This window comes from Streptomyces sp. NBC_00704 (assembly GCF_036226605.1).
Taxonomy (GTDB): domain Bacteria; phylum Actinomycetota; class Actinomycetes; order Streptomycetales; family Streptomycetaceae; genus Streptomyces.
Genome location: NZ_CP109000.1, coordinates 5,513,920 through 5,531,382, shown reverse-complemented (window position 1 = coordinate 5,531,382; position 17,463 = coordinate 5,513,920). Strand labels below are relative to the sequence as shown.

General features: G+C 67.1%; 18 protein-coding genes, 1 tRNA gene and 2 pseudogenes. 13 read left to right on the top strand and 8 right to left on the bottom strand.

Going from position 1 to position 17,463, the window contains the following annotated elements; translation table 11 throughout:
* Positions 1-162: 162 nt before the first annotated feature.
* From OG802_RS24205 to OG802_RS24195, 3 genes and pseudogenes are all read left to right on the top strand, one after another.
* Positions 163-843, top strand: a pseudogene (locus OG802_RS24205) (transposase); the annotation flags it as partial.
* A gap of 126 nt (positions 844-969) precedes the next feature.
* Positions 970-1,719: a transposase family protein gene (locus tag OG802_RS24200; protein ID WP_329407288.1), complete on the top strand. Its 750-nt coding sequence runs from the start codon at positions 970-972 to the stop codon at positions 1,717-1,719.
* 6 nt (positions 1,720-1,725) lie between these two features.
* Positions 1,726-2,427: pseudogene (locus OG802_RS24195) on the top strand (transposase); the annotation flags it as partial.
* A gap of 161 nt (positions 2,428-2,588) precedes the next feature.
* On the opposite strand, the gene OG802_RS24190 reads toward OG802_RS24195, so the two are convergent.
* Both OG802_RS24190 and OG802_RS24185 read right to left on the bottom strand, forming a co-directional pair.
* Entirely contained in the window at positions 2,589-3,218 is a 630-nt protein-coding gene (locus OG802_RS24190; protein ID WP_329413584.1) for a DUF4231 domain-containing protein, read from the bottom strand.
* 35 nt (positions 3,219-3,253) lie between these two features.
* Positions 3,254-3,457: a hypothetical protein gene (locus OG802_RS24185; RefSeq protein WP_329413582.1), complete on the bottom strand. Its 204-nt coding sequence runs from the start codon at positions 3,455-3,457 to the stop codon at positions 3,254-3,256.
* A gap of 425 nt (positions 3,458-3,882) precedes the next feature.
* Between OG802_RS24185 and OG802_RS24180 the strand changes: the two genes are divergently transcribed.
* The 5 genes from OG802_RS24180 (at position 3,883) to OG802_RS24160 (ending at position 7,731) form a co-directional block, all read left to right on the top strand.
* Entirely contained in the window at positions 3,883-4,341 is a 459-nt protein-coding gene (locus tag OG802_RS24180; RefSeq protein WP_329413580.1) for a hypothetical protein, read from the top strand.
* A 502-nt stretch (positions 4,342-4,843) separates the two neighbouring features.
* A complete protein-coding gene (locus OG802_RS24175; RefSeq protein ID WP_329413579.1) occupies positions 4,844-5,104 on the top strand; it encodes a helix-turn-helix domain-containing protein in 261 nt (86 codons plus the stop codon).
* 52 nt (positions 5,105-5,156) lie between these two features.
* Entirely contained in the window at positions 5,157-6,401 is a 1,245-nt protein-coding gene (locus OG802_RS24170; protein WP_329413577.1) for a HEPN-associated N-terminal domain-containing protein, read from the top strand.
* Between the two features lie 12 nt (positions 6,402-6,413).
* Positions 6,414-6,959: a hypothetical protein gene (locus OG802_RS24165; protein ID WP_329413576.1), complete on the top strand. Its 546-nt coding sequence runs from the start codon at positions 6,414-6,416 to the stop codon at positions 6,957-6,959.
* Between the two features lie 19 nt (positions 6,960-6,978).
* Positions 6,979-7,731 carry an ETEC_3214 domain-containing protein gene (locus OG802_RS24160; RefSeq protein ID WP_329413574.1) on the top strand — a complete coding sequence of 251 codons (753 nt, stop codon included), beginning with the start codon at positions 6,979-6,981 and terminating at the stop codon, positions 7,729-7,731.
* A 93-nt stretch (positions 7,732-7,824) separates the two neighbouring features.
* On the opposite strand, the gene OG802_RS24155 is transcribed toward OG802_RS24160, so the two are convergent.
* Entirely contained in the window at positions 7,825-8,574 is a 750-nt protein-coding gene (locus OG802_RS24155; protein WP_329407288.1) for a transposase family protein, read from the bottom strand.
* Positions 8,575-8,881: 307 nt separating this feature from the next.
* On the opposite strand from OG802_RS24155, the gene OG802_RS24150 reads away from it, so the two are divergent.
* Together OG802_RS24150 and OG802_RS24145 are read left to right on the top strand one after the other, a co-directional pair.
* Positions 8,882-8,940 (top strand) — tRNA-Ser (locus OG802_RS24150).
* A 206-nt stretch (positions 8,941-9,146) separates the two neighbouring features.
* The gene (locus OG802_RS24145) at positions 9,147-9,788 is read left to right on the top strand and encodes a hypothetical protein (RefSeq protein WP_329413572.1); all 642 of its coding nucleotides are present in this window, start codon (positions 9,147-9,149) and stop codon (positions 9,786-9,788) included.
* A gap of 94 nt (positions 9,789-9,882) precedes the next feature.
* Here OG802_RS24145 and OG802_RS24140 read toward each other — a convergent pair whose 3' ends face one another.
* Positions 9,883-10,407, bottom strand: a complete 525-nt coding sequence (locus tag OG802_RS24140) for a hypothetical protein (RefSeq protein WP_329413570.1) — start codon at positions 10,405-10,407, stop codon at positions 9,883-9,885.
* A gap of 141 nt (positions 10,408-10,548) precedes the next feature.
* Between OG802_RS24140 and OG802_RS24135 the strand changes: the two genes are divergently transcribed.
* Entirely contained in the window at positions 10,549-11,127 is a 579-nt protein-coding gene (locus OG802_RS24135; protein WP_329413568.1) for a suppressor of fused domain protein, read from the top strand.
* A gap of 81 nt (positions 11,128-11,208) precedes the next feature.
* On the opposite strand, the gene OG802_RS24130 is transcribed toward OG802_RS24135, so the two are convergent.
* Entirely contained in the window at positions 11,209-11,730 is a 522-nt protein-coding gene (locus OG802_RS24130) for a DUF3761 domain-containing protein (RefSeq protein WP_329413566.1), read from the bottom strand.
* A 334-nt stretch (positions 11,731-12,064) separates the two neighbouring features.
* On the opposite strand from OG802_RS24130, the gene OG802_RS24125 reads away from it, so the two are divergent.
* Positions 12,065-12,319: a hypothetical protein gene (locus tag OG802_RS24125; RefSeq protein WP_329413564.1), complete on the top strand. Its 255-nt coding sequence runs from the start codon at positions 12,065-12,067 to the stop codon at positions 12,317-12,319.
* 195 nt (positions 12,320-12,514) lie between these two features.
* Here the strand turns inward: OG802_RS24125 and OG802_RS24120 are convergent, their stop codons facing one another.
* Positions 12,515-13,057, bottom strand: a complete 543-nt coding sequence (locus tag OG802_RS24120) for a hypothetical protein (protein WP_329413562.1) — start codon at positions 13,055-13,057, stop codon at positions 12,515-12,517.
* 120 nt (positions 13,058-13,177) lie between these two features.
* On the bottom strand, positions 13,178-15,442 hold the full coding sequence (locus tag OG802_RS24115) for a TerD family protein (RefSeq protein ID WP_329413561.1): 2,265 nt from the start codon (positions 15,440-15,442) through the stop codon (positions 13,178-13,180).
* Between the two features lie 316 nt (positions 15,443-15,758).
* Here OG802_RS24115 and OG802_RS24110 point away from each other — a divergent pair, with 316 nt between their 5' ends.
* Positions 15,759-16,046: a DUF4190 domain-containing protein gene (locus tag OG802_RS24110; RefSeq protein ID WP_329413559.1), complete on the top strand. Its 288-nt coding sequence runs from the start codon at positions 15,759-15,761 to the stop codon at positions 16,044-16,046.
* A 161-nt stretch (positions 16,047-16,207) separates the two neighbouring features.
* Here OG802_RS24110 and OG802_RS24105 read toward each other — a convergent pair whose 3' ends face one another.
* Complete coding sequence (locus OG802_RS24105) at positions 16,208-17,311, bottom strand: LacI family DNA-binding transcriptional regulator (RefSeq protein WP_329413558.1); 1,104 nt, start codon at positions 17,309-17,311, stop codon at positions 16,208-16,210.
* Positions 17,312-17,463 lie beyond the last annotated feature (152 nt).

The following is a 17,463-nucleotide window of genomic DNA, read 5'->3' as shown; positions in this document are numbered from 1 at the left end:
CTTTGGAGCCGATTGATCACAAACATCGAACAGGCCCTAGCCTCGCGCTTTCACGAGGTGGGCTGTCCGAAGCTTGATCAAATAAGCGGAGAGTGCTCCTGACCTGCAACGATGGGACTTGTCTAGGGTCCTGTTGGCTGCATGGGAAGAAGCACTCTTCAGGTGAAGAAGCGTATCGGGTTCTACCCGCGTGTCCGCATCGAGGGCGGCGGCCGGGCGGTGGTCTCGCAGGCCGGGAGCGTGCTGCTGGTCGAGACCGTCCGCAAGGCCGGTCTCGACACCGCGATATCAGTGGCGCTGGCACCGTGGCGGAAGGCTCGGGCGGTGCACGATCCGGGCAAGGTCCTGCTGGATGTGGCCCTGGCGGTCGCGTTGGGCGGGGACTGCCTCGCGGATGTCGGCATGCTGCGGGCGGAGCCGGCCGTGTTCGGGCCGGTGGCCTCCGACCCGACGGTCTCCCGCCTCGTCGACGCCCTCGCCGCCTCCGGCGAGGAAGCTCTGGCGACGATTCGTTCCGCGCGGGCCGAAGTCCGCGAACTGGTCTGGCGGTTGGCCGGCGAGGAAGCGCCCGAGGCGGGTGGAACGGTGACCGTCGACCTCGACGGGGTGCTGGTGATCGCGCACTCCGACAAGGAGGATGCAGCCCCGACCTGGAAGCGGACCTACGGGCATCACCCTCTGATGGGGTACGTCGACCACGGGCCGGGCGGCACCGGTGAGCCGGTCGCGGCCCTGCTCAGGCCGGGGAACGCGGGATCGAACACTGCCGCCGACCACATCACCGCCACCCGTCTGGCGCTGGCCCAGTTGCCGAAGAAGTACCGGCGCGGGCGCCAGACCTTGAGCGTTTTCAGTGTGGCCACCGATCGGGTGACGGAGCGGTGTGAAGGTCGGGGTGCGCAACGGACAGGGCTCCCGTGCCGTTGAGAGAGGTGTTCAACGTCTCAACTCAGCAGCACAGGAGCCCTGTTGGTTCCGTATCCTGCCGCACTCGACCTGCCTCACGCCCTGGTCGAGTGGGTCACGATGCTCATCGTCACCCGCGAGGGTGACCGGCGGTGCAAACTCCCGCCGCACCGCCGTGCGCTCGTCGCACTCGTGTACCTGCGCCGGCATGACACCCTCGCCCGCATCGCCGCGGCCTTCGGGATATCCGTCGGCACCGCCCACGCCTACATCACCTCCGTCACCGGCTTGCTCGCCGAGCAGGCACCGGGCCTGCTGAAGACGCTGCGCGAGCACGACCCGGACTTCGCCCTCCTGGACGGCACGCTCGCCGAGTGCGACCGCGTCGGCGACGGCCGGGCCGACTACTCGGCGAAACACAAACGGCACGGGGTGAACGTGCAGGTCGTCACCGATCCGGCCGGCGAGATCCTGTGGCTGTCCCCAGCGCTGCCGGGCCGGACCCACGACCTGACCGCCGCCCGCACCCACAAGATCCTCCGGATCTGCGAGCGGCAGGGCGTCCCGGTCCTCGCCGACATGGCCTACATCGGCGCCGGTGACTGGGTCACCACCGCCAAGCGCCGCCCGCCCCACGGTGAACTCACCTTCACCGACCGGACCAGGAACCGGGCCCTCTCCGCCGCCAGGGCACCCGTCGAACGCGGCATGGCCCGGCTCAAGTCCTGGCAGATCTTCCGCAGATCCCGCATCAGCCCCAACCGCATGACCGTCATCGCCAAAGCCGTCCTCACCCTGGAGAGGCAACGCTGAAAAGGTTCCTTGATCCGCACGGACTCCGCGGGCGGCACCCACGACTTCGTGTCCTGGCTCGCCCGGCGGGGGCGGTGGCTGTCCTACTCGGTCGGGATGGTGATCACCGACGCGATCCACCAGCACGTGCTCAAGGTCCCCGCGTCGGCCTGGACGCCGGCCGTCGAGCCCGGCGGCGAGATCAGGGACGGGGCCTGGGTCGCCGAACTGGCCGGCGATGTCCTGGACGGCTGGCCGAAGGGGATACGGCTGATCGTCCGGAAGGAACGACCCCATCCCGGGGCTCAGTTGCGGCTCACGGACGCGGACGGCATGCGGCTGACGTGTTTCGCCACCAACACGCCGGGCCGTCCGATCGCCGAGCTCGAGCTCCGTCACCGGCTGCGGGCGAGGGCCGAGGACCGCATCCGGGCCGCCCGCTCGACCGGACTGCGGAACCTTCCCCTGCACGACACCGCGCAGAACCGCATCTGGCTGGAGATCGTGCAGATCGCCCTGGACCTGCTGGCCTGGATGCCGATGCTCGCGCTGACCGGCAAGGCCCGCCTCTGGGAACCCCGCCGTTTGCGGCTCCGCCTCTTCACCACGGCCGGACAGCTCGTGACCACCGGTCGTCGGCGTTTCCTCCGCCTTGCCGGGCACTGGCCCTGGTCCAGCCACATCACCGCTGCCCTCGAACGGCTCGCACTCCTGCCGAACCCCGGCTGACCAGCAGATCCACCCGTCCCTGTGAGAGAACCCCCAGACCGGAGCAGTGGAACCCGGCGTCCACCCGAGACGACACTCGGGCCCTCAGCCTGCCCAGCCTCCGCCACCGGCAACAAGAAGAGCCGCCGACTCCGTCGGCGGCCCATCAAGAAAGATCGAGGCTAGATCACTTGTTGCTGACCCTGCTGCGGCTGGTCAAGCTGCTGCTCCCGCATGCGCTGCTCAGCACGCAAGCCCTCAACAGTGGTAGCGAATAGTTCAAGATTCCGCGATTGATCACTTTCGCTATATGGAGCAATGCCCAATTTTAGGGCAGTTGAATGCTGTTCGATACTGTCGGCTGTCTGCTGGAGATTAAACACTCTCTCGCGGGGCTTGAAGTACCCAGCCGCAGCGGTGATAACCGTAACGGTGAAGCCCAAACAAATAAGGATCCCCTTAGCCGGCTGGGGCGGATCATACCAAGCAGTTACTGCGGAAATCGCTGCCGAGGTGACAAATAGCATCCACTGCATCAGCAAGTGCATGCGTCTGTAATGTCGCGATTCCTTACGCAACCGGCTCATCTCCGCCGGCAGTCTTTCTCTATAAGACGCTTGTCGATCCATAGGCGGAGGAGTGTGCCGGAGGGCATCAAGGATATGCTTCTCCGTAGCCCGAGAAAGTTCGAGCTTGAGCTTCCTGACTGGAGTTCGCGCGTCTGTCCAAAAATTGTTGAACTCCGCCGCCAGCTGGGCGACGACAGCAACACCCGAGACGAACGCAAAGAAGGAACAGACGTTGTCAATCACGCTAGGAGTGTTCGAGTGCAGCCAAAAGGAAATCTTCAGAACTCCCACAACAGAAGTGCGGCAATGACGACAATCGGCGTCCCGTGTAGCCCGATAGCCTGCAGGCGGCGATTCTTGATGCGTTCTTCGAGATCCGCAATCTTACGACGATGCTCGATCAATACGTCCGTCGTCGTCGCACCGTTAGATTGGCTCAATGGTTGCGTCATCTCACGCCCCGTCGCTATGAGCCAGCCCATTTGCAAAGAACAGGCAATTCCGAGCCCCCTGCCTCTCGTGGCCTATCAGTCGAGTCAGACCATCAGACATAGAGTGGATCTTACGGACACCGCGAGTAGTTGGGGACGGGTTCGGCCCAACTGTCCAGTGCAGCCAGCTGTGGGGCCTGCCGCTTGCACGCTCTGCTGCTCGACAGCTTGACCAATGCCGGGCTACACATGCCCGAGGGGTCCGTCGTGAGGCCTTCGGAGCGTGTAAGACACACCGTCCAGCCGGTCTGCTTCGCCGCACCTCCGACACAGTGAGTGCCGCCGTCGCTGCCTCACCTACTCGTCGCAGGTCAAGGAGGTCTGGGTCTGATCGACGCGAACACTCCGGATCTGTTGCAGTACAGCAGCGGAGTACAGCAACCACCGCGACCGCAGCCGACCGTCAGAAGCTGTCGATGACCACCGACCAACACACCGGCACCTCGGTGACCGTCCAGCCGAGAGTTCGGGACGAAGAGGTCACGTGTCACAGTCCGGGTTTCGCCGGCCGGCGACAACGCTTCGTTGTCCTACAGCCCTGGACGCCGCATCCTCGGCGTACGCCGATTTCTCCCGACGCCCGTGACCTCTGCCGGTCCGTCTTCGAGCCGGGCCAGGTCGAGCTGGCCGTCATGGCTCTGGAGACCTACGCCGGGCCAGATGAGGCGTGGGTCCACCAGGCCGCCATCAGGCTGAGCGGAGGGCAGCTTCACCGTCTGGCCCACTGGCTGAACTCGGCCGAACGAGAGCTGGGCACCTTCCGCTGGTACGCCGGCGAACCCGCAGATGTATCACCCGAATCGCACCGGTTCGCAGTCGAGTTCATCAACGGGCTGATCGACAAGGATGTCCCTAGGCCACCAAAGCCACGGTGAGCCGCGTGCCATACGCGTGCCATATCGTGCGGGGAACCACGGGGAACAGTGGAGACTGGCAGCGCAGGTGTCCCAGTCTTCGAAACCGCTGCGCCGCAGGTCAGCGCAGCAATTGTTGGCAAAGAACCCGAGCTTCCCAGGCTCAGGTCCCTACCGAGGCAACTCAGCCTCAACGCTGCGCTATCGGGCCTACGATGCGGACGTGGGTATTGGACGCAGAGAGGACGAGTCTGTTGCGGTAGAGGCGTACAGGTCAGGTCAATGCACACAGCATGAAGCCCCGAATCCGCCGTCCGAATTCGGGGCTTCCTCTGATGCTCTGGGTGCCGACGTCAGTGCCGCCTCCACCGCCGTTCATGTATCCGCGCATAGCTGTGTCACCTCCTCCACCAACCGAGGTGCTGCACGGCCAGCCCATAGGACACATAGTCATGGGACATATATAGTCGGGATACATCGTCTCTGGATGTTGAGGCATGGGACGTATGAGCTAGGGCACGACATGCCAAAGCAGCCCATCTCAGACGCAGCAGCAACCTTCGGCGCCCGGGTCCGGAGCCGGCGCAACGAGCTCGGCAAGAGCCAAGAGGGACTAGCCGACGACAGCGGGATGCACTGGACGTTCATCGGTCAGGTGGAGCGCGGACAACGCAACGTCTCGCTACACAACATCCTCAAGATCGCCGACGCCTTGCAGCTCGACCCGGCCGAGCTCATACGCGGGCTCTCCGCCCCAGAGGCCGAAGCCACCACCGCGAAGTAGCGCACGACATTGCAGGCCATCGGGGGAACATATGGGGCTCGCGAAGCGGTACATGGAAGAAGTGGAAGCCCAGGGCTGGTACCCCACGGGGAACCAATGGGTGTGTGAGCAGTGCGTTGACGAGCCCTTCCTTGCAAGCAAGGTTCGCGAGGCATCATCACCCGAGCACACCTGTATCTTCTGTGATGAAAGTCCGGCCGCCGAACTAGACGTCTTCATGGAAGCGTTCATGAATGGCGTCACGCGCCGCTACGAAGATGCAGACAATGAGCATCGCTGCGACTCCGAGACTGGCGAGTATCTAGGCAACATCTTCGACACTGACGAACTGGTCTGGGAATACGAGCACGTCTTTGCCAATCACGACTTGCTAGAAGCCGTACGTGCCTCGATCGTTGACAAGACATGGACCGATAACGACTTCTGGTACTACACGCCAAGCGAAGCGCTCAGTAGTGGTTGGGAACGATTTCGCCACGCAGTGATGTTTGAGTCCCGGTATGTCTTCTGGCTGCGCGAGGACTGGCAAGGCCAGGACTATGACGCGGACGGCATTCACCCGGCTAAAGTCATGCAGGCGCTAAGCGACTACGTCGAAAAGCATGACCTGTACCGCACGATTGAGCCGGGGAAAAGCTTCTGGCGAGCCCGTACCCATACGGAGGCTGAAGTTTCCTGGGGAGCAAAGGAACTGGGGACGGCTGGACGCGAGCACGCGAAGCAAGCGAACCGCATGAGTCCTGCCGGTATCCCCATGTTCTACGGTGCCGAGGACGCGGACACGGCCGTGAGGGAAAGTCTCGTGCGGACTTCCGACACACACGTTACCGTTGCCTCCTTCCAGGCAACGCAACCGTTCACCGTTGTTGACCTGACTGGCAGCAAGATCCCTCTGGAGCCCTCCGAGTTCGATATTGAACGGTTTGCTGAGCGACATCGAATCCTGTTCCTCAGAGACTTCGTCAAAGAGCTGACTCAGCCAATCCGGGAAAGTTACGAGCAGATCGACTATGTCCCAACACAGATTTTGACGGAGTACCTCCTCAAGGTGCACCACCCTAAAAGTGGACATCGCATCGACGGTCTGATGTACACCTCGGCAGTCACGGGGAAAACGTGCGCCGTACTGGATGTATCTAACAAGCGGTGCATCGACCGGGACGAAGAGATCGAACGCTTCGCAGACGACAAGCTCCACTTGAAGATGGATGCTTCGTCACCACGTACGTTCAAGATTAGGCGAGACTACGAGCCACTGCCGCCGACCAATGCCGATCCGTTCGCGCGGCGGGTATAACTTAGGGGGACCGTGAGTCCGTCTGCAAGCGCTTTAGTCATCGCGCTGGTGGGTATCGCGGGCACGCTCGCATCGGCACTCCTCACCCAACGCAGTGCGAACCACAATAAGCTACGAGAACTTGAGCGAGCCGATCAGCAGCGCTTAGAAGATCGTGCCTACCAAGCGCAGCAAGCAGTGCTAGAAGCGCGACGCTCCTGCTATGTTGCGCTCAACATCGCCGCCCGCCTGTATCAGACAGAACTGACTAACTACCTCGCCACGATTATTGCTGGCAACGTAACCGATGAGCTACGGACCAGTGTCGACGAAATGCGACGAGAGCACCGGTCACGTCACGCTGAGGCTCAGATGGTGGTACCCGACTCGGTGCTCGAAAAGGCTGGTGCCGTAAACGGTAACCTCAGTCAGTTTTACGGGATTCTGAAGGCTATTGATGCTGGCACTGCAACTCCAAGTGACACGGTTGAAGCAGCTGAGTCTCGGCGCTTGAGGTCCTGGGATCTGCTGGGCGAAATGAGGGCCGCCATGCGACACGACCTAGACATCGCTTCATAGAACTGGGTGAGGAACAGCTTTGAACTGGCACAGCCTTGGCACCGCGGACGCCATCAAGATCGGCGCATCTGCCGCCGGCGTATGGGGCTTCCTTGTCACGTCTGGGAAGTTCTGCAAGAGCCGCTATACCGCAACGCTTGGGAAGAGACGCAGCGTCAGAAAGCAGCTGAACCGGCTGGCCGTTGGTAGCACACTAGCTCACGTCGAGAGCCTGTTTGGCGCACCAGTCTTTGAGCAACAGATAGGTACAAGCACCAACACCTACGTTTACACGACAGCGTACGCCTGGGTCCAGGTACGACACAGTGCCGCCAAAGGCATCGAGGCGTTCGCTATCACCGTGACGCATAAATGGTTCCGCTACAGCACAAAACACCTCACCTGGGATGGCCTTCCAGTGAAGCTGGGTAAAAGTACTTTCCGGGATCTGCCAACTGAGCCAGACGGTCGGATCGTCCGTGTTGGAGCGAACAACTTCCTGTATGCCGAGTCTCACTACCTTGGAAACCCTGGCAACTACCAACACTTCATCTTCGCGCACACCAACGCGGGTGTGGGAGATCTTGGGTACGCGCACATGGATGGCTACCCCATCGCCGAAGGCTTCCTATCTGAATATGAGCAGGATGCCGAACTGCGCGACCACGAAGGTTTGGCCGAAGCACGCGAGAAGACAGTCATCAACACCTTTTCCACGGGTGCAAGCTTTGTGCATCCCACACAGATCGGGTTCGGGGCCGACTGGGGAACGGTGCGCGCGCTGCGGGACTAGCTAGCATTTGAGCTTTTCCGGGCTTAGCTGCGCCATCGCCGAGCTGGCGGGTGGCGCGGGGGCAGCCTCCAGCCCGGGCATGAATGAACCTTTTCAGCGTTGCCTCTCCAGGGTGAGGACGGCTTTGGCGATGACGGTCATGCGGTTGGGGCTGATGCGGGATCTGCGGAAGATCTGCCAGGACTTGAGCCGGGCCATGCCGCGTTCGACGGGTGCCCTGGCGGCGGAGAGGGCCCGGTTCCTGGTCCGGTCGGTGAAGGTGAGTTCACCGTGGGGCGGGCGGCGCTTGGCGGTGGTGACCCAGTCACCGGCGCCGATGTAGGCCATGTCGGCGAGGACCGGGACGCCCTGCCGCTCGCAGATCCGGAGGATCTTGTGGGTGCGGGCGGCGGTCAGGTCGTGGGTCCGGCCCGGCAGCGCTGGGGACAGCCACAGGATCTCGCCGGCCGGATCGGTGACGACCTGCACGTTCACCCCGTGCCGTTTGTGTTTCGCCGAGTAGTCGGCCCGGCCGTCGCCGACGCGGTCGCACTCGGCGAGCGTGCCGTCCAGGAGGGCGAAGTCCGGGTCGTGCTCGCGCAGCGTCTTCAGCAGGCCCGGTGCCTGCTCGGCGAGCAAGCCGGTGACGGAGGTGATGTAGGCGTGGGCGGTGCCGACGGATATCCCGAAGGCCGCGGCGATGCGGGCGAGGGTGTCATGCCGGCGCAGGTACACGAGTGCGACGAGCGCACGGCGGTGCGGCGGGAGTTTGCACCGCCGGTCACCCTCGCGGGTGACGATGAGCATCGTGACCCACTCGACCAGGGCGTGAGGCAGGTCGAGTGCGGCAGGATACGGAACCAACAGGGCTCCTGTGCTGCTGAGTTGAGACGTTGAACACCTCTCTCAACGGCACGGGAGCCCTGTCCGTTGCGCACCCCGACCTTCACACCGCTCCGTCACCCGATCGGTGGCCACACTGAAAACGCTCAATGATTAGCATCGGAAGCCACGACCCTCGTCCGCTTGCCAGCTCGCAAGGCCCGCGCCCGCGCCCCCGCAGCCGCTCCAACAACGAGCGGGCCCGCAGAACAACGGTCAGGACGCCGTGGACTATCTGTGGACAAGCCGCAGCCAACAAAGCATCTAGAAGACTGTGACCAGCAACGTTGCCTGATACCCAAGCGGCCTCCGGAGCCGTGTGCGCAGGTTCGAATCCTGCCGGGGGCACCTTGAATTAGGTGCCCAAAGACCCCGTCACCAGCGGAAACGCTGAGGCCGGGGTCTTCGCGTATGTGCAGGCTGATGCAGCGCAGCCCGGAGAGGGCGTATGTCGGGGTTCGTGGGCGGGATCTTGGAGTATTGCCGCTGGCGATGCTCACGCCGCCGGGCAGGATGTTCCCTGGGCAGTCGGAATCGACGGGTTGGGGGATCACGTGGATGTCACCACTCTTGCTGTCGCGCTCATCAGCGTCGGGGGGACGCTGGGCGGGACTCTGGGTGGGGCGGTGCTCAGTCAGCGCGCGAGCCGGGCCCAGGCCGCGGAGCAGAATCAGCGCGCCGATCTTGAACGGGCTGAGCTGCGCGCCGATCAGGCATTGCAAGCCAAGCGCGATCTCTATGCCCTGCTGAACACCACGGCTCGCGCGTACCGGATCGCCGCCCGAGACGCCGTCCGGGCAGCCGAGCGGGGTGAGAGCAGCGAGCCGGCGGTCCTGGACGCCGCAAAGGACGCTTGGGCCGACCAGTACGCACAGGCGCAGATGGCGTTGCCGAAGGACGTTCTGGAAGTTGCCTCCGCCTTGAACAGGGGCCTGGGAGTCGGGTACTCAGTCGTCAAGCAGTTGCCGCACAGCCCTGACCCGAACGCGGCCTACGCGCGGGCGAGGACGTGGTTCAGTGGCTCCATGTCCGATGGCGTCTACCTCTTGAGGGTGGCGCTGCGACATGACCTCGGCGTGGAGGTCGACGCGAACTTCGGACAGGCTCGTACGCAGATGCTCGCCACGCTCGACAGCTCGCGGAAACACCTGGAGCGGCTTCTCGCCGCCGAGCGCGAGGCCCTTGAGGTGGATTGAGGGATATTTCACCAGTGGGGGGCTTGCGTCCAAGTCGGCACCAGCTCTTCCGAGTTCGTAGTCGCGTCGCTTCGGGAGGAAGCGCGTTCGTCGGTTATCCGCATGCGTCGCAGAGGCCCGTTGAGGGCAGTTGGACGAAGCAGTGCTCGCATATGCGGGGCGGCTTCTCCGTGCGTTCGCGGCGGCGCTCGACGGCGGCTTGCAGTCTTGGGGCGAGGGCCGGTGCGCCGCCGTCCGGGGGCATGGTCGCCCCGAAGTGGCGGTAGCAGGCGAGGCGGGCGTTGGCGGCGTGGTGCTCACGTTCCAGTTCGTCGTCCACCGGCGCTTGTCCGGCGACCGCCAGGACTTCCTTGTAGCCGCTTCCCACCTTGCCGTCGTCCGTGTGCACGACGAGGGCTGTCAGGGGCGGGTCGCCGCGACGGTGGGCTTCACGCACCACCGATCCCAGAACCGGGCCGATCCAGTTCTGCAGGAGGCTCTTGGTCCGGATGCCGGTCCGGGTCTGGACCTCCTCCCCCAGCTGCTTGTAGGTGATCACCGCGTGGTACGTCCGCGCTACGCCTACGAGGATCGAATACGCCTCCGCCCCCCAGGCTTCGCGTGCTTCCCCCTGCTTCATTTCCGCCCCATCGTGCTCTGGATCGTCGGCACTCGCTTGCATCCTCTCCTCCGCAGGGCGACCGCACCATGGTTCTGTGGATACCGCCTGTCAGCAAGGGCTTCGAACCGGGCGGGTGGGCGCCCTTGGGATGATGTGGCGGTGACTGAGTCGAGGCAGGTGGCCGCAGGGGTCTTCGAGTCGCATGTGCGGGCGTTTTTCGTGGGGCATGCCGTGGAGGCCGTCGGCTGCGACCTCGGGCCGGAGCGGCGGGCGGCGGTGCCCGGGCTGCGTGTGTTCGTCGTGGCGCCCGGTCCCCGGAGCGACTGCTGGGCCTATGTGACCGCCGGGTGCTGGGGCGCGATGCAACGGGACGGGGACGGCCTTGAGTTCGTCATGACCGCGCATGTCCGTGACGAGCGGTTCGTCGAGCTGCTGGCGATGATCGCGTACTACCACTGCACAGGGCATCCGCTGGACGTGGAGCACAGCATGCCGATCGGTGAACCGTGGGTTCCGGGCTCGGCCTGTGACCATCTGCTGATCAGCCTGCCCTATCTCCACGGTCCCGACCTCGAGCACTGCCCGCTGCCCGGCGGACGTGCTCGCATCCTGTGGGCGCTGCCCGTGACCGGCGCCGAGATCGCGTTCCGGCGGGAACACGGACACGAGGCCCTGGAACAGCTCTTCGACGAGGTGGCGATCGTCCCCACCGATCCCTTCAGGGCGTCCGTGGCCTGAGCTTCGCGGTGCCGGTGGTGCCCGTCCGGGTCTCGGTGCGGTGCGGGCCACGGGGGGCGGCCCGCACCTGGCGTGCTTTTCCTACCGGTAGAAGACGGACACGCCGCCGTGGTGGGAGCAGGCTCCCTGGTGGTGGGCGGCGTAGGAGTAAGTGCCGTCCCTGCAGAGGGCCGTGGCGCCGTTGCCGTCGGAGCTGGAGCCGCCCGACGAGCCGGAGCCGCCGCCGGACGACGAGCCGCCGGACGTCGAACCCCCGCCCGATCCCGTGCCCGCCCCTGCGGCGTGGGCGGTGACGGTCACCTTGACCTTGACCGTTTCCGTGACGGTCGGCGCCGGCTTCGGCTTCGCGGTCTCCGTCGCCGTGGCGGTCGCGGTGACCGTCGCCGTCGCCGTGGTCGTGACCGTCGGCTGCGCCCTGTCGTTGGCGGCCGTCTTCGTCACGTTCGGGTTCTGGTCGTCGCCGCCCGCGCCTGCCAGGCCGATGACGAACGCGAGGCCCAGGGCGGGGAGGACGAAGCGCTTGCGGGCCCATTTGGGGGCGGGGCGGACGGGCGGCGGTCCCGGCGGAGGCTGGAACGGCGGTTGAGGCTGGTAGTAGCTCACGGGGCCCCCTGTCGAAGTACGTGAGGGGTGAAACTACCTACGGGGGCACGTGACATGTGAGGGATTCGTGAAGAGAGTGACTCAGTTGTGACCTTGTCCCGGGCTCCAGCTTCGGGCTCCGGCTTCCGGCTCCGGCTTCCGGCCCCAGATTCGAAATCCGGCTTCGGGATCCGGCTTCGGGATCCGGCTTCGGGCTCCGAGTTCTGGGGGACTTGGGTGTTCCTTGTCGCCGTGATGCCTGTCCGCACGCCTCCCGCCCGCTCGGGCCAGGCCGGCGTGCGGGGCCGCCGGTGGTCCGGGAGGCTGAAGTGACGTCTCACGGATGGGAGTCGGCATGCCTCCGGAACAGTGCAAGGCGGCCAGGGCCAAGCTGGAGCGGGCCAAGCAGCGACGGCAGGGGCTTCTCAGGGAGTTGACGGAGGACGAGGCGAAGCTCGCCCACATGAGGGCACAGGCGCATCCGGACACCGCGGCGATCGAGGCTCAGGAGCGGGTGGTGGCACTCGACCGCAGAGTCCTCGAAACGGCCGAAGAGGAAGTCGGCAGCCTCGAGGAGCTGGTGCACGCCCTGTGTGACGACCTGCCCTGATCGGCGCGGGAGCGCCGCCGACGTTCCCTTGAGCGGCGATCCGTACACTCTCCTTCCCTGTTTGCGGGTTCGCGAAGGCCAGGCCCGACACCCCACGCGGTCATGCGGTCATGCGGTCATGCGGTCATGCGGTCATGCGGTCATGCGGTCATGCGGTCACGTTCCGGGGCTGGCCCAGCTGGTGGGCGCTCCCCGTCAGGTGGGCCCGCCCTCCTGCTGCCAGGCTCGGGGCCAGTTGCCGGACGGCGGGGGCGGGCCCGCGATGTCCAGGTCGCGTCGGGCCAGGGCGTAGAAGGCGTCCCGCGCCCGGCTCACCTGCTGCACGGCCCTGGTCCAGCCCGCATGGTCGTCCTTGAGGCCGCGCGCGTACAGCTCGACGTTCCACACCGCCTCGTGCCACTTGCGCGCCGCGCCTATCGTCTCCGCGTCCCCGATCAGCAGCACGGACTCCCAGTCGGCCGCCCGCCGCGCCTCGTTCTCCGCGAGCTGCGCCAGGCCCGCGTCGAGGTCCAGCGGGTCCGCCGCGTGCGGAAAGCCCCTCGCCGCGCCCATGCGCTGCGCGATGCTCAGCTGCTGCTTCAGGATGTTGGCGTAGGACGCGTAGGCCTCCAGCCGTTTCGCGTCCCAGCGCTCGGCCCGGCCGCGTCGCCAGCGGTTCCGTTCCACGATGTTCGTCGCCACGTACGAACTCGCCGCTCCGACCACCACGCCCAGCAACGCCGGGACCTGCTCCCACAACGGCCGCTTCCCCCCTCATGTCGCGCGCCTCGCGCCCGCCCCTTCATGCCGCACGCTATGCCGCACGCCTGATCGTCGTGCGCAGGACGAAGAACGCAGAACGCCGGATCTTGTCGCGGGTCATGCGGTTGTGACGCGGTCCTCCGCCGGTGTCTGGCGGGGCGTCAGGCGGTCCAGGGGGACGACGACGGTGCTGTGGAAGCGGTGCACCGCGTCGTCGACGCTGCGGATGAAGCCGGATTCGGCGTTGCCGCGGCTGCTTCCCATGCTCTTCAACAGGGACAGGCGGAAGCCGGTGATGCGGGTGTCGGGCTGCTTGGGGAGCATGTCCGCCGGTTCGGGGCGCAGTCGTTCCAGCGTTCCCCGCGGTCCGCCGGTCTCTCCTTCGACGAGGGTTTCGACGTGCAGGTCCGCGGGCGCCTCCGCCAGATGGCGGACGAGGCGTTTGGCCCAGGTCAACGGGTAGCCCTGCTCGGGGGCGGGGATCTCGACGGAGGTCCGCAGCCTGCCGGTGCGCAGGTCGGCGGTGACTCCCAGGATTCCGGGTGCGCCCTCGATCCGGAGTTCGGCCTGGAGTCGCCCGTCGAGGCAGAGCTGGTCGGCCAGGCGGGCCCGGCGGGTTCGCGGATCGGCTCCGCGTCTGGCCCGCTGGACGGGCAGTACCTTCTGTCCGAGTTCGCCGCCGAGGCTGAGGCAGATCTGCCGGATGAGCCGTTCCCAGCTTTCGACGACCTCCAGGGCGCGCGGGTCGCCCTGGCACAGGGTCTCGTCGTCGATCCCGTTGCGGACGGGCACCCAGGCCGCCCCCATGTTCTGGAAGCCGTGGCAGCCGGAGTTCTCGTGCCGCAGATAGTGCAGGAGTTCCTGGAGCAGCCACGCATGGGTCCGGTCCCCGACGCCCTCGTGGCGGATGAGCATCTGCGCCACGTGGGTGACCTCGGCCCAGGACAGGTGGCGCAGGGCGACCTTGTGCTTGCGCCGGCCGTCGGTCTTGACGTCGACGAGCGGGCTGCCCTCCAGCGCGACGTCGTTCGACAGCGTGATCACGGCCTCGTAGCCGCGGCGGGCGGCGATGTCCGCGTACGCCTGCACCTGTTCGGGCTTGAGGCCGTTGCCGTTGGTCTTGGTCTCGACCAGCGCGGTCCAGAGTTTCCCGGCGCGTTCGACGCGGATGATCCCGTCGGGGCGTCGCGGGGTGTCGCCGTGCGGGAGGGAGACCTCCGTGAACGTCTCCATACGGCCCGCCGGCGCTCCGAACGCGGCCGTGAGCCTGCGGCCGAACTCCGGCACCTGCGCCATCACCGACAGGAGTACCGAAGTGGCCCGCGTCTCGCGGTCCCGGTCGCTCTTGAGCGCCGACACCGGGAAGAGTCTGGCCTGCTTCCAGGAGTCGTTGTCGGCCAGGGACTTCCTCGCCGCCCTGGGCACGGTGACCTTCTTCTTCGCGGTGCGCGGCCGTGCCGCCCTCCCTGACCTACCGGGCCTCCCGGCTTGCCCAGGCTGTCCGAGCTGTTCGGGCCGTTCGGGCCGTTCGGGCCGTTCGGACTGTTCGGGAATCCCGGCGTTCCCGGGCCGTTCCGCTTCCGGCTCGCCCGCGGGTGAGCGCGGGGCCGGCACCAGGCCGCCCGGCGTGAACCTCGGGTCCTGCTCGACGGCCGGCGCCCCTACGGCCTGACCGGCCTGACCGGCCTGCGCACCGTTTCCGGCCGACAGCCCTCTCCCGGCCCACGCACCGCCCCCGCTCGGCCCGCCGCCCCCATCCGGCCCGCCGCTCTCGGCCGGTTCGGGGCTTTCGGTTGTGTCGGCGGGCCCGTCGGCCCGCGCCTGCTCGTCTCCCCCGTCGTCGTCGATGTTCACGCCGAAGTCCGTCGCCAGACCGACGAGGCCGGTGTCGTAGCCCTGTCCGACGGCGCGGAACTTCCAGTCGTCGCCGCGTCGGTACAGCTCGCCGAAGATGATCGCGCTGACCGTGCCGGGATCCTCGACGGCGAACACGACGAGGCTCTCGCCGCTCGCGTCGGACAGCGTGACCTTCAGGTCCTCCAGCTCGCCGAAGCCGGCCCCCTCGTAGCGGCTCGCCGCCACGACGATGCGGTCGACGGCGGCGGGGACCGCGGTCAGGTCGAAGCCGATGCGGTCCTCGTCACCGCTGTCCGTCGGCGTCTTGCCCAGCAGTTGCACGCTGCCGTCGGCGGCGACCGGGTTGTTGTAGAAGCAGAAGTCGGCGTCGCTGCGGACCTTGCCGTCGGCGTCCAGCAGGAGCACCGACACGTCGGCGTCGCCCTCGCCGGTCGGACTGACCCAGCTCAGGCCGGCGATCAGCGAACCCGCGTCGTCGCTCAGCGCGGCGAGCGCCACGTTCGAGCCTTTGACCATCTCGTGCATGAAGCCCCCCAGAGCTCACGGCGCCACCGGCACCGCCGTTCCGGGCGTCCGGGCCATCGGCCCGCCGCCCGCCGGGCGTCACCCCCATGTGACGCACGGCACAGCGAACGACTGTAGTGCCTGGCGGCGGGGGGCGGGGCGCATCCGTCCCGGAACAGGTCGACGGCCGGGGATCGGGCTCATCAGGACTCCGGTGTCGTGCATCTGACGATCCGTCGACATGACGGCGTCTCCACGGGGCATCCGGTCCGCACAAGCCGAAAGTAAGGAGCGCGTGACCCGTTCGGTCCGTGCAACCGACAACCGGGAGTGTGCAATGACGAGTTACGGCAGCTCTTCCGCCGCGTCCGCCGGATCACGCACCAACGGCCTCGCGATCGCCAGCCTTTGCTGCGGCATCGTCGGGCTGTTCCTTCTGAACATCGTCCTGGGCCCGCTGGCCATCGTCTTCGGCGCCGTCGCCCGGCGTCAGGCGTCCGTCAGGAACGGGGCCGGGATGGCGAAGGCCGGCATCGTCCTCGGCGTCGTCGACGTGGTGCTGTGGCTCGTGCTGCTCGCCGTCGCGGCCAGCAACGGCGGGTTCAGCTGGTACGTGGGCGGCTGACGGCGTCCCTCCGCGCCTCCGTGGGTTCCGGAGGCGTGCGGGAGCGCACGTGGGCAGGTGGGCACCTGGGCAGGCGTGCGTGTGAACGCGTGGGCGGGTGTGCGGCGGTGGGGTCGGCCGGGGGTCGGCTCCGCCGCCGTTCGCGTGTCCGGCGGACGGCTTCAGGTCCGGGCCGCGGTGCTTCGGCGGATCTTCAGTTCGACGGGGACCAGGGTCAGGGCTGGAGCGGGGACGGGGGCGGCCGGGGCGGGGGGCCGCGAGGGGTCGGCGGGGTGCCGTGCGGCGTCCATGCGGTCGAGGAGCGTGCGCAGCGCAATGGTGCCGATGTCCGTGAAGTCCGTGCGGACCGTGGTCAGCGGGGGCAGGAAGTGGGCGGCCTCCGGGATGTCGTCGTAGCCGACGACGCTGACGTCCTCGGGGACCCGGCGTCCGGCCTCGTGGAGGGCGCGCAGCAGGCCCAGGGCCATCTGGTCGTTCGACGCGAAGACGGCGGTGACGGCGGGGTCCCCGGCCAGTTCGCGGCCCAGGTCGTAGCCCGAGTCGGCGCTCCAGTCGCCGAAGAGGGGCGCGTGGATCTGCGCCCCGGCCGCCTTGAGGGTGTCGTGCCAGCTCTGCGCCCTGCGGTCCGCCGACGACCAGCCCGCCGGACCCGCGAGGTGCCGGACCGTCGGGTGGCCGAGGGAGAGCAGGTGTCGCGTCGCCTTGCGGGCGCCGGCGCGGGCGTCGGAGGTGACGGTCGGGGTGCCGTCCCCCAGGTCGTTGTCCATGACGACCAGCGGGGTGTCCAGACGGGCCTCGGCGAGCGCCCGGGCCACGCGTACCTGCGGGGCGATCGCGATGACGCCGTCCGCGCCCTCCGCCGACAGCCGGTCCGCGGCCTGCACCACCGTGTCCCGGTCCGCCGTGTCCAGGGCGATCGAGCTGACCAGGTAGCCCGCCTCCTGCGCCGCCGTGCTGATCGCGGTCAGGGTGGAGGCGGGCCCGTAGCGGGCCGCGTCGAAGGAGATCACGCCGAGCATGCGGGTGCGGCCGCTGGCCAGTGAGCGTGCGCTGCGGCTGGGGCGGTAGCCCAGCGTGCGCATGGCCGTGCGGACCGCCTCCCGGGTCTCGGCGCGGACGGCCGGGTGGTCGTTGAGCACCCGGGAAACCGTCTGCTTGGAGACGCCGGCCAGTTTGGCGACGTCGTCCATCACCGGGCGGGCGCCCGCGAAGTTGCGGCGGCTGCGTCCCTTGGTCGCCGGGCCGTCGGCGGCGTCTGGGGTCATGGTGGGTGCTTCCTTCGGCCGGGGTGGCCCGCGGGCGGGTCCGGGCTGCACCGCGGATCACGACGGGCCTGCCCTGCCCGCGGACCCACAGGATAGGCCGGGGTGGAGAGGGCGCGGGCGGGGCGGGGGCGGGCACGCGCGGTGTCGGCGAA

Excerpts from the sequence above, each read along its gene's own strand:
- OG802_RS24185 (WP_329413582.1), bottom strand. The coding sequence starts at position 3,457 with ATGGGCTGGCTCATAGCGACGGGGCGTGAGATGACGCAACCATTGAGC.
- OG802_RS24180 (WP_329413580.1), top strand. The coding sequence starts at position 3,883 with ATGACCACCGACCAACACACCGGCACCTCGGTGACCGTCCAGCCGAGA.
- OG802_RS24175 (WP_329413579.1), top strand. The coding sequence starts at position 4,844 with ATGCCAAAGCAGCCCATCTCAGACGCAGCAGCAACCTTCGGCGCCCGG.
- OG802_RS24170 (WP_329413577.1), top strand. The coding sequence starts at position 5,157 with ATGGAAGAAGTGGAAGCCCAGGGCTGGTACCCCACGGGGAACCAATGG.
- OG802_RS24140 (WP_329413570.1), bottom strand. The coding sequence starts at position 10,407 with ATGAAGCAGGGGGAAGCACGCGAAGCCTGGGGGGCGGAGGCGTATTCG.
- OG802_RS24125 (WP_329413564.1), top strand. The coding sequence starts at position 12,065 with ATGCCTCCGGAACAGTGCAAGGCGGCCAGGGCCAAGCTGGAGCGGGCC.
- OG802_RS24115 (WP_329413561.1), bottom strand. The coding sequence starts at position 15,442 with ATGCACGAGATGGTCAAAGGCTCGAACGTGGCGCTCGCCGCGCTGAGC.
- OG802_RS24110 (WP_329413559.1), top strand. The coding sequence starts at position 15,759 with ATGACGAGTTACGGCAGCTCTTCCGCCGCGTCCGCCGGATCACGCACC.
- OG802_RS24105 (WP_329413558.1), bottom strand. The coding sequence starts at position 17,311 with ATGACCCCAGACGCCGCCGACGGCCCGGCGACCAAGGGACGCAGCCGC.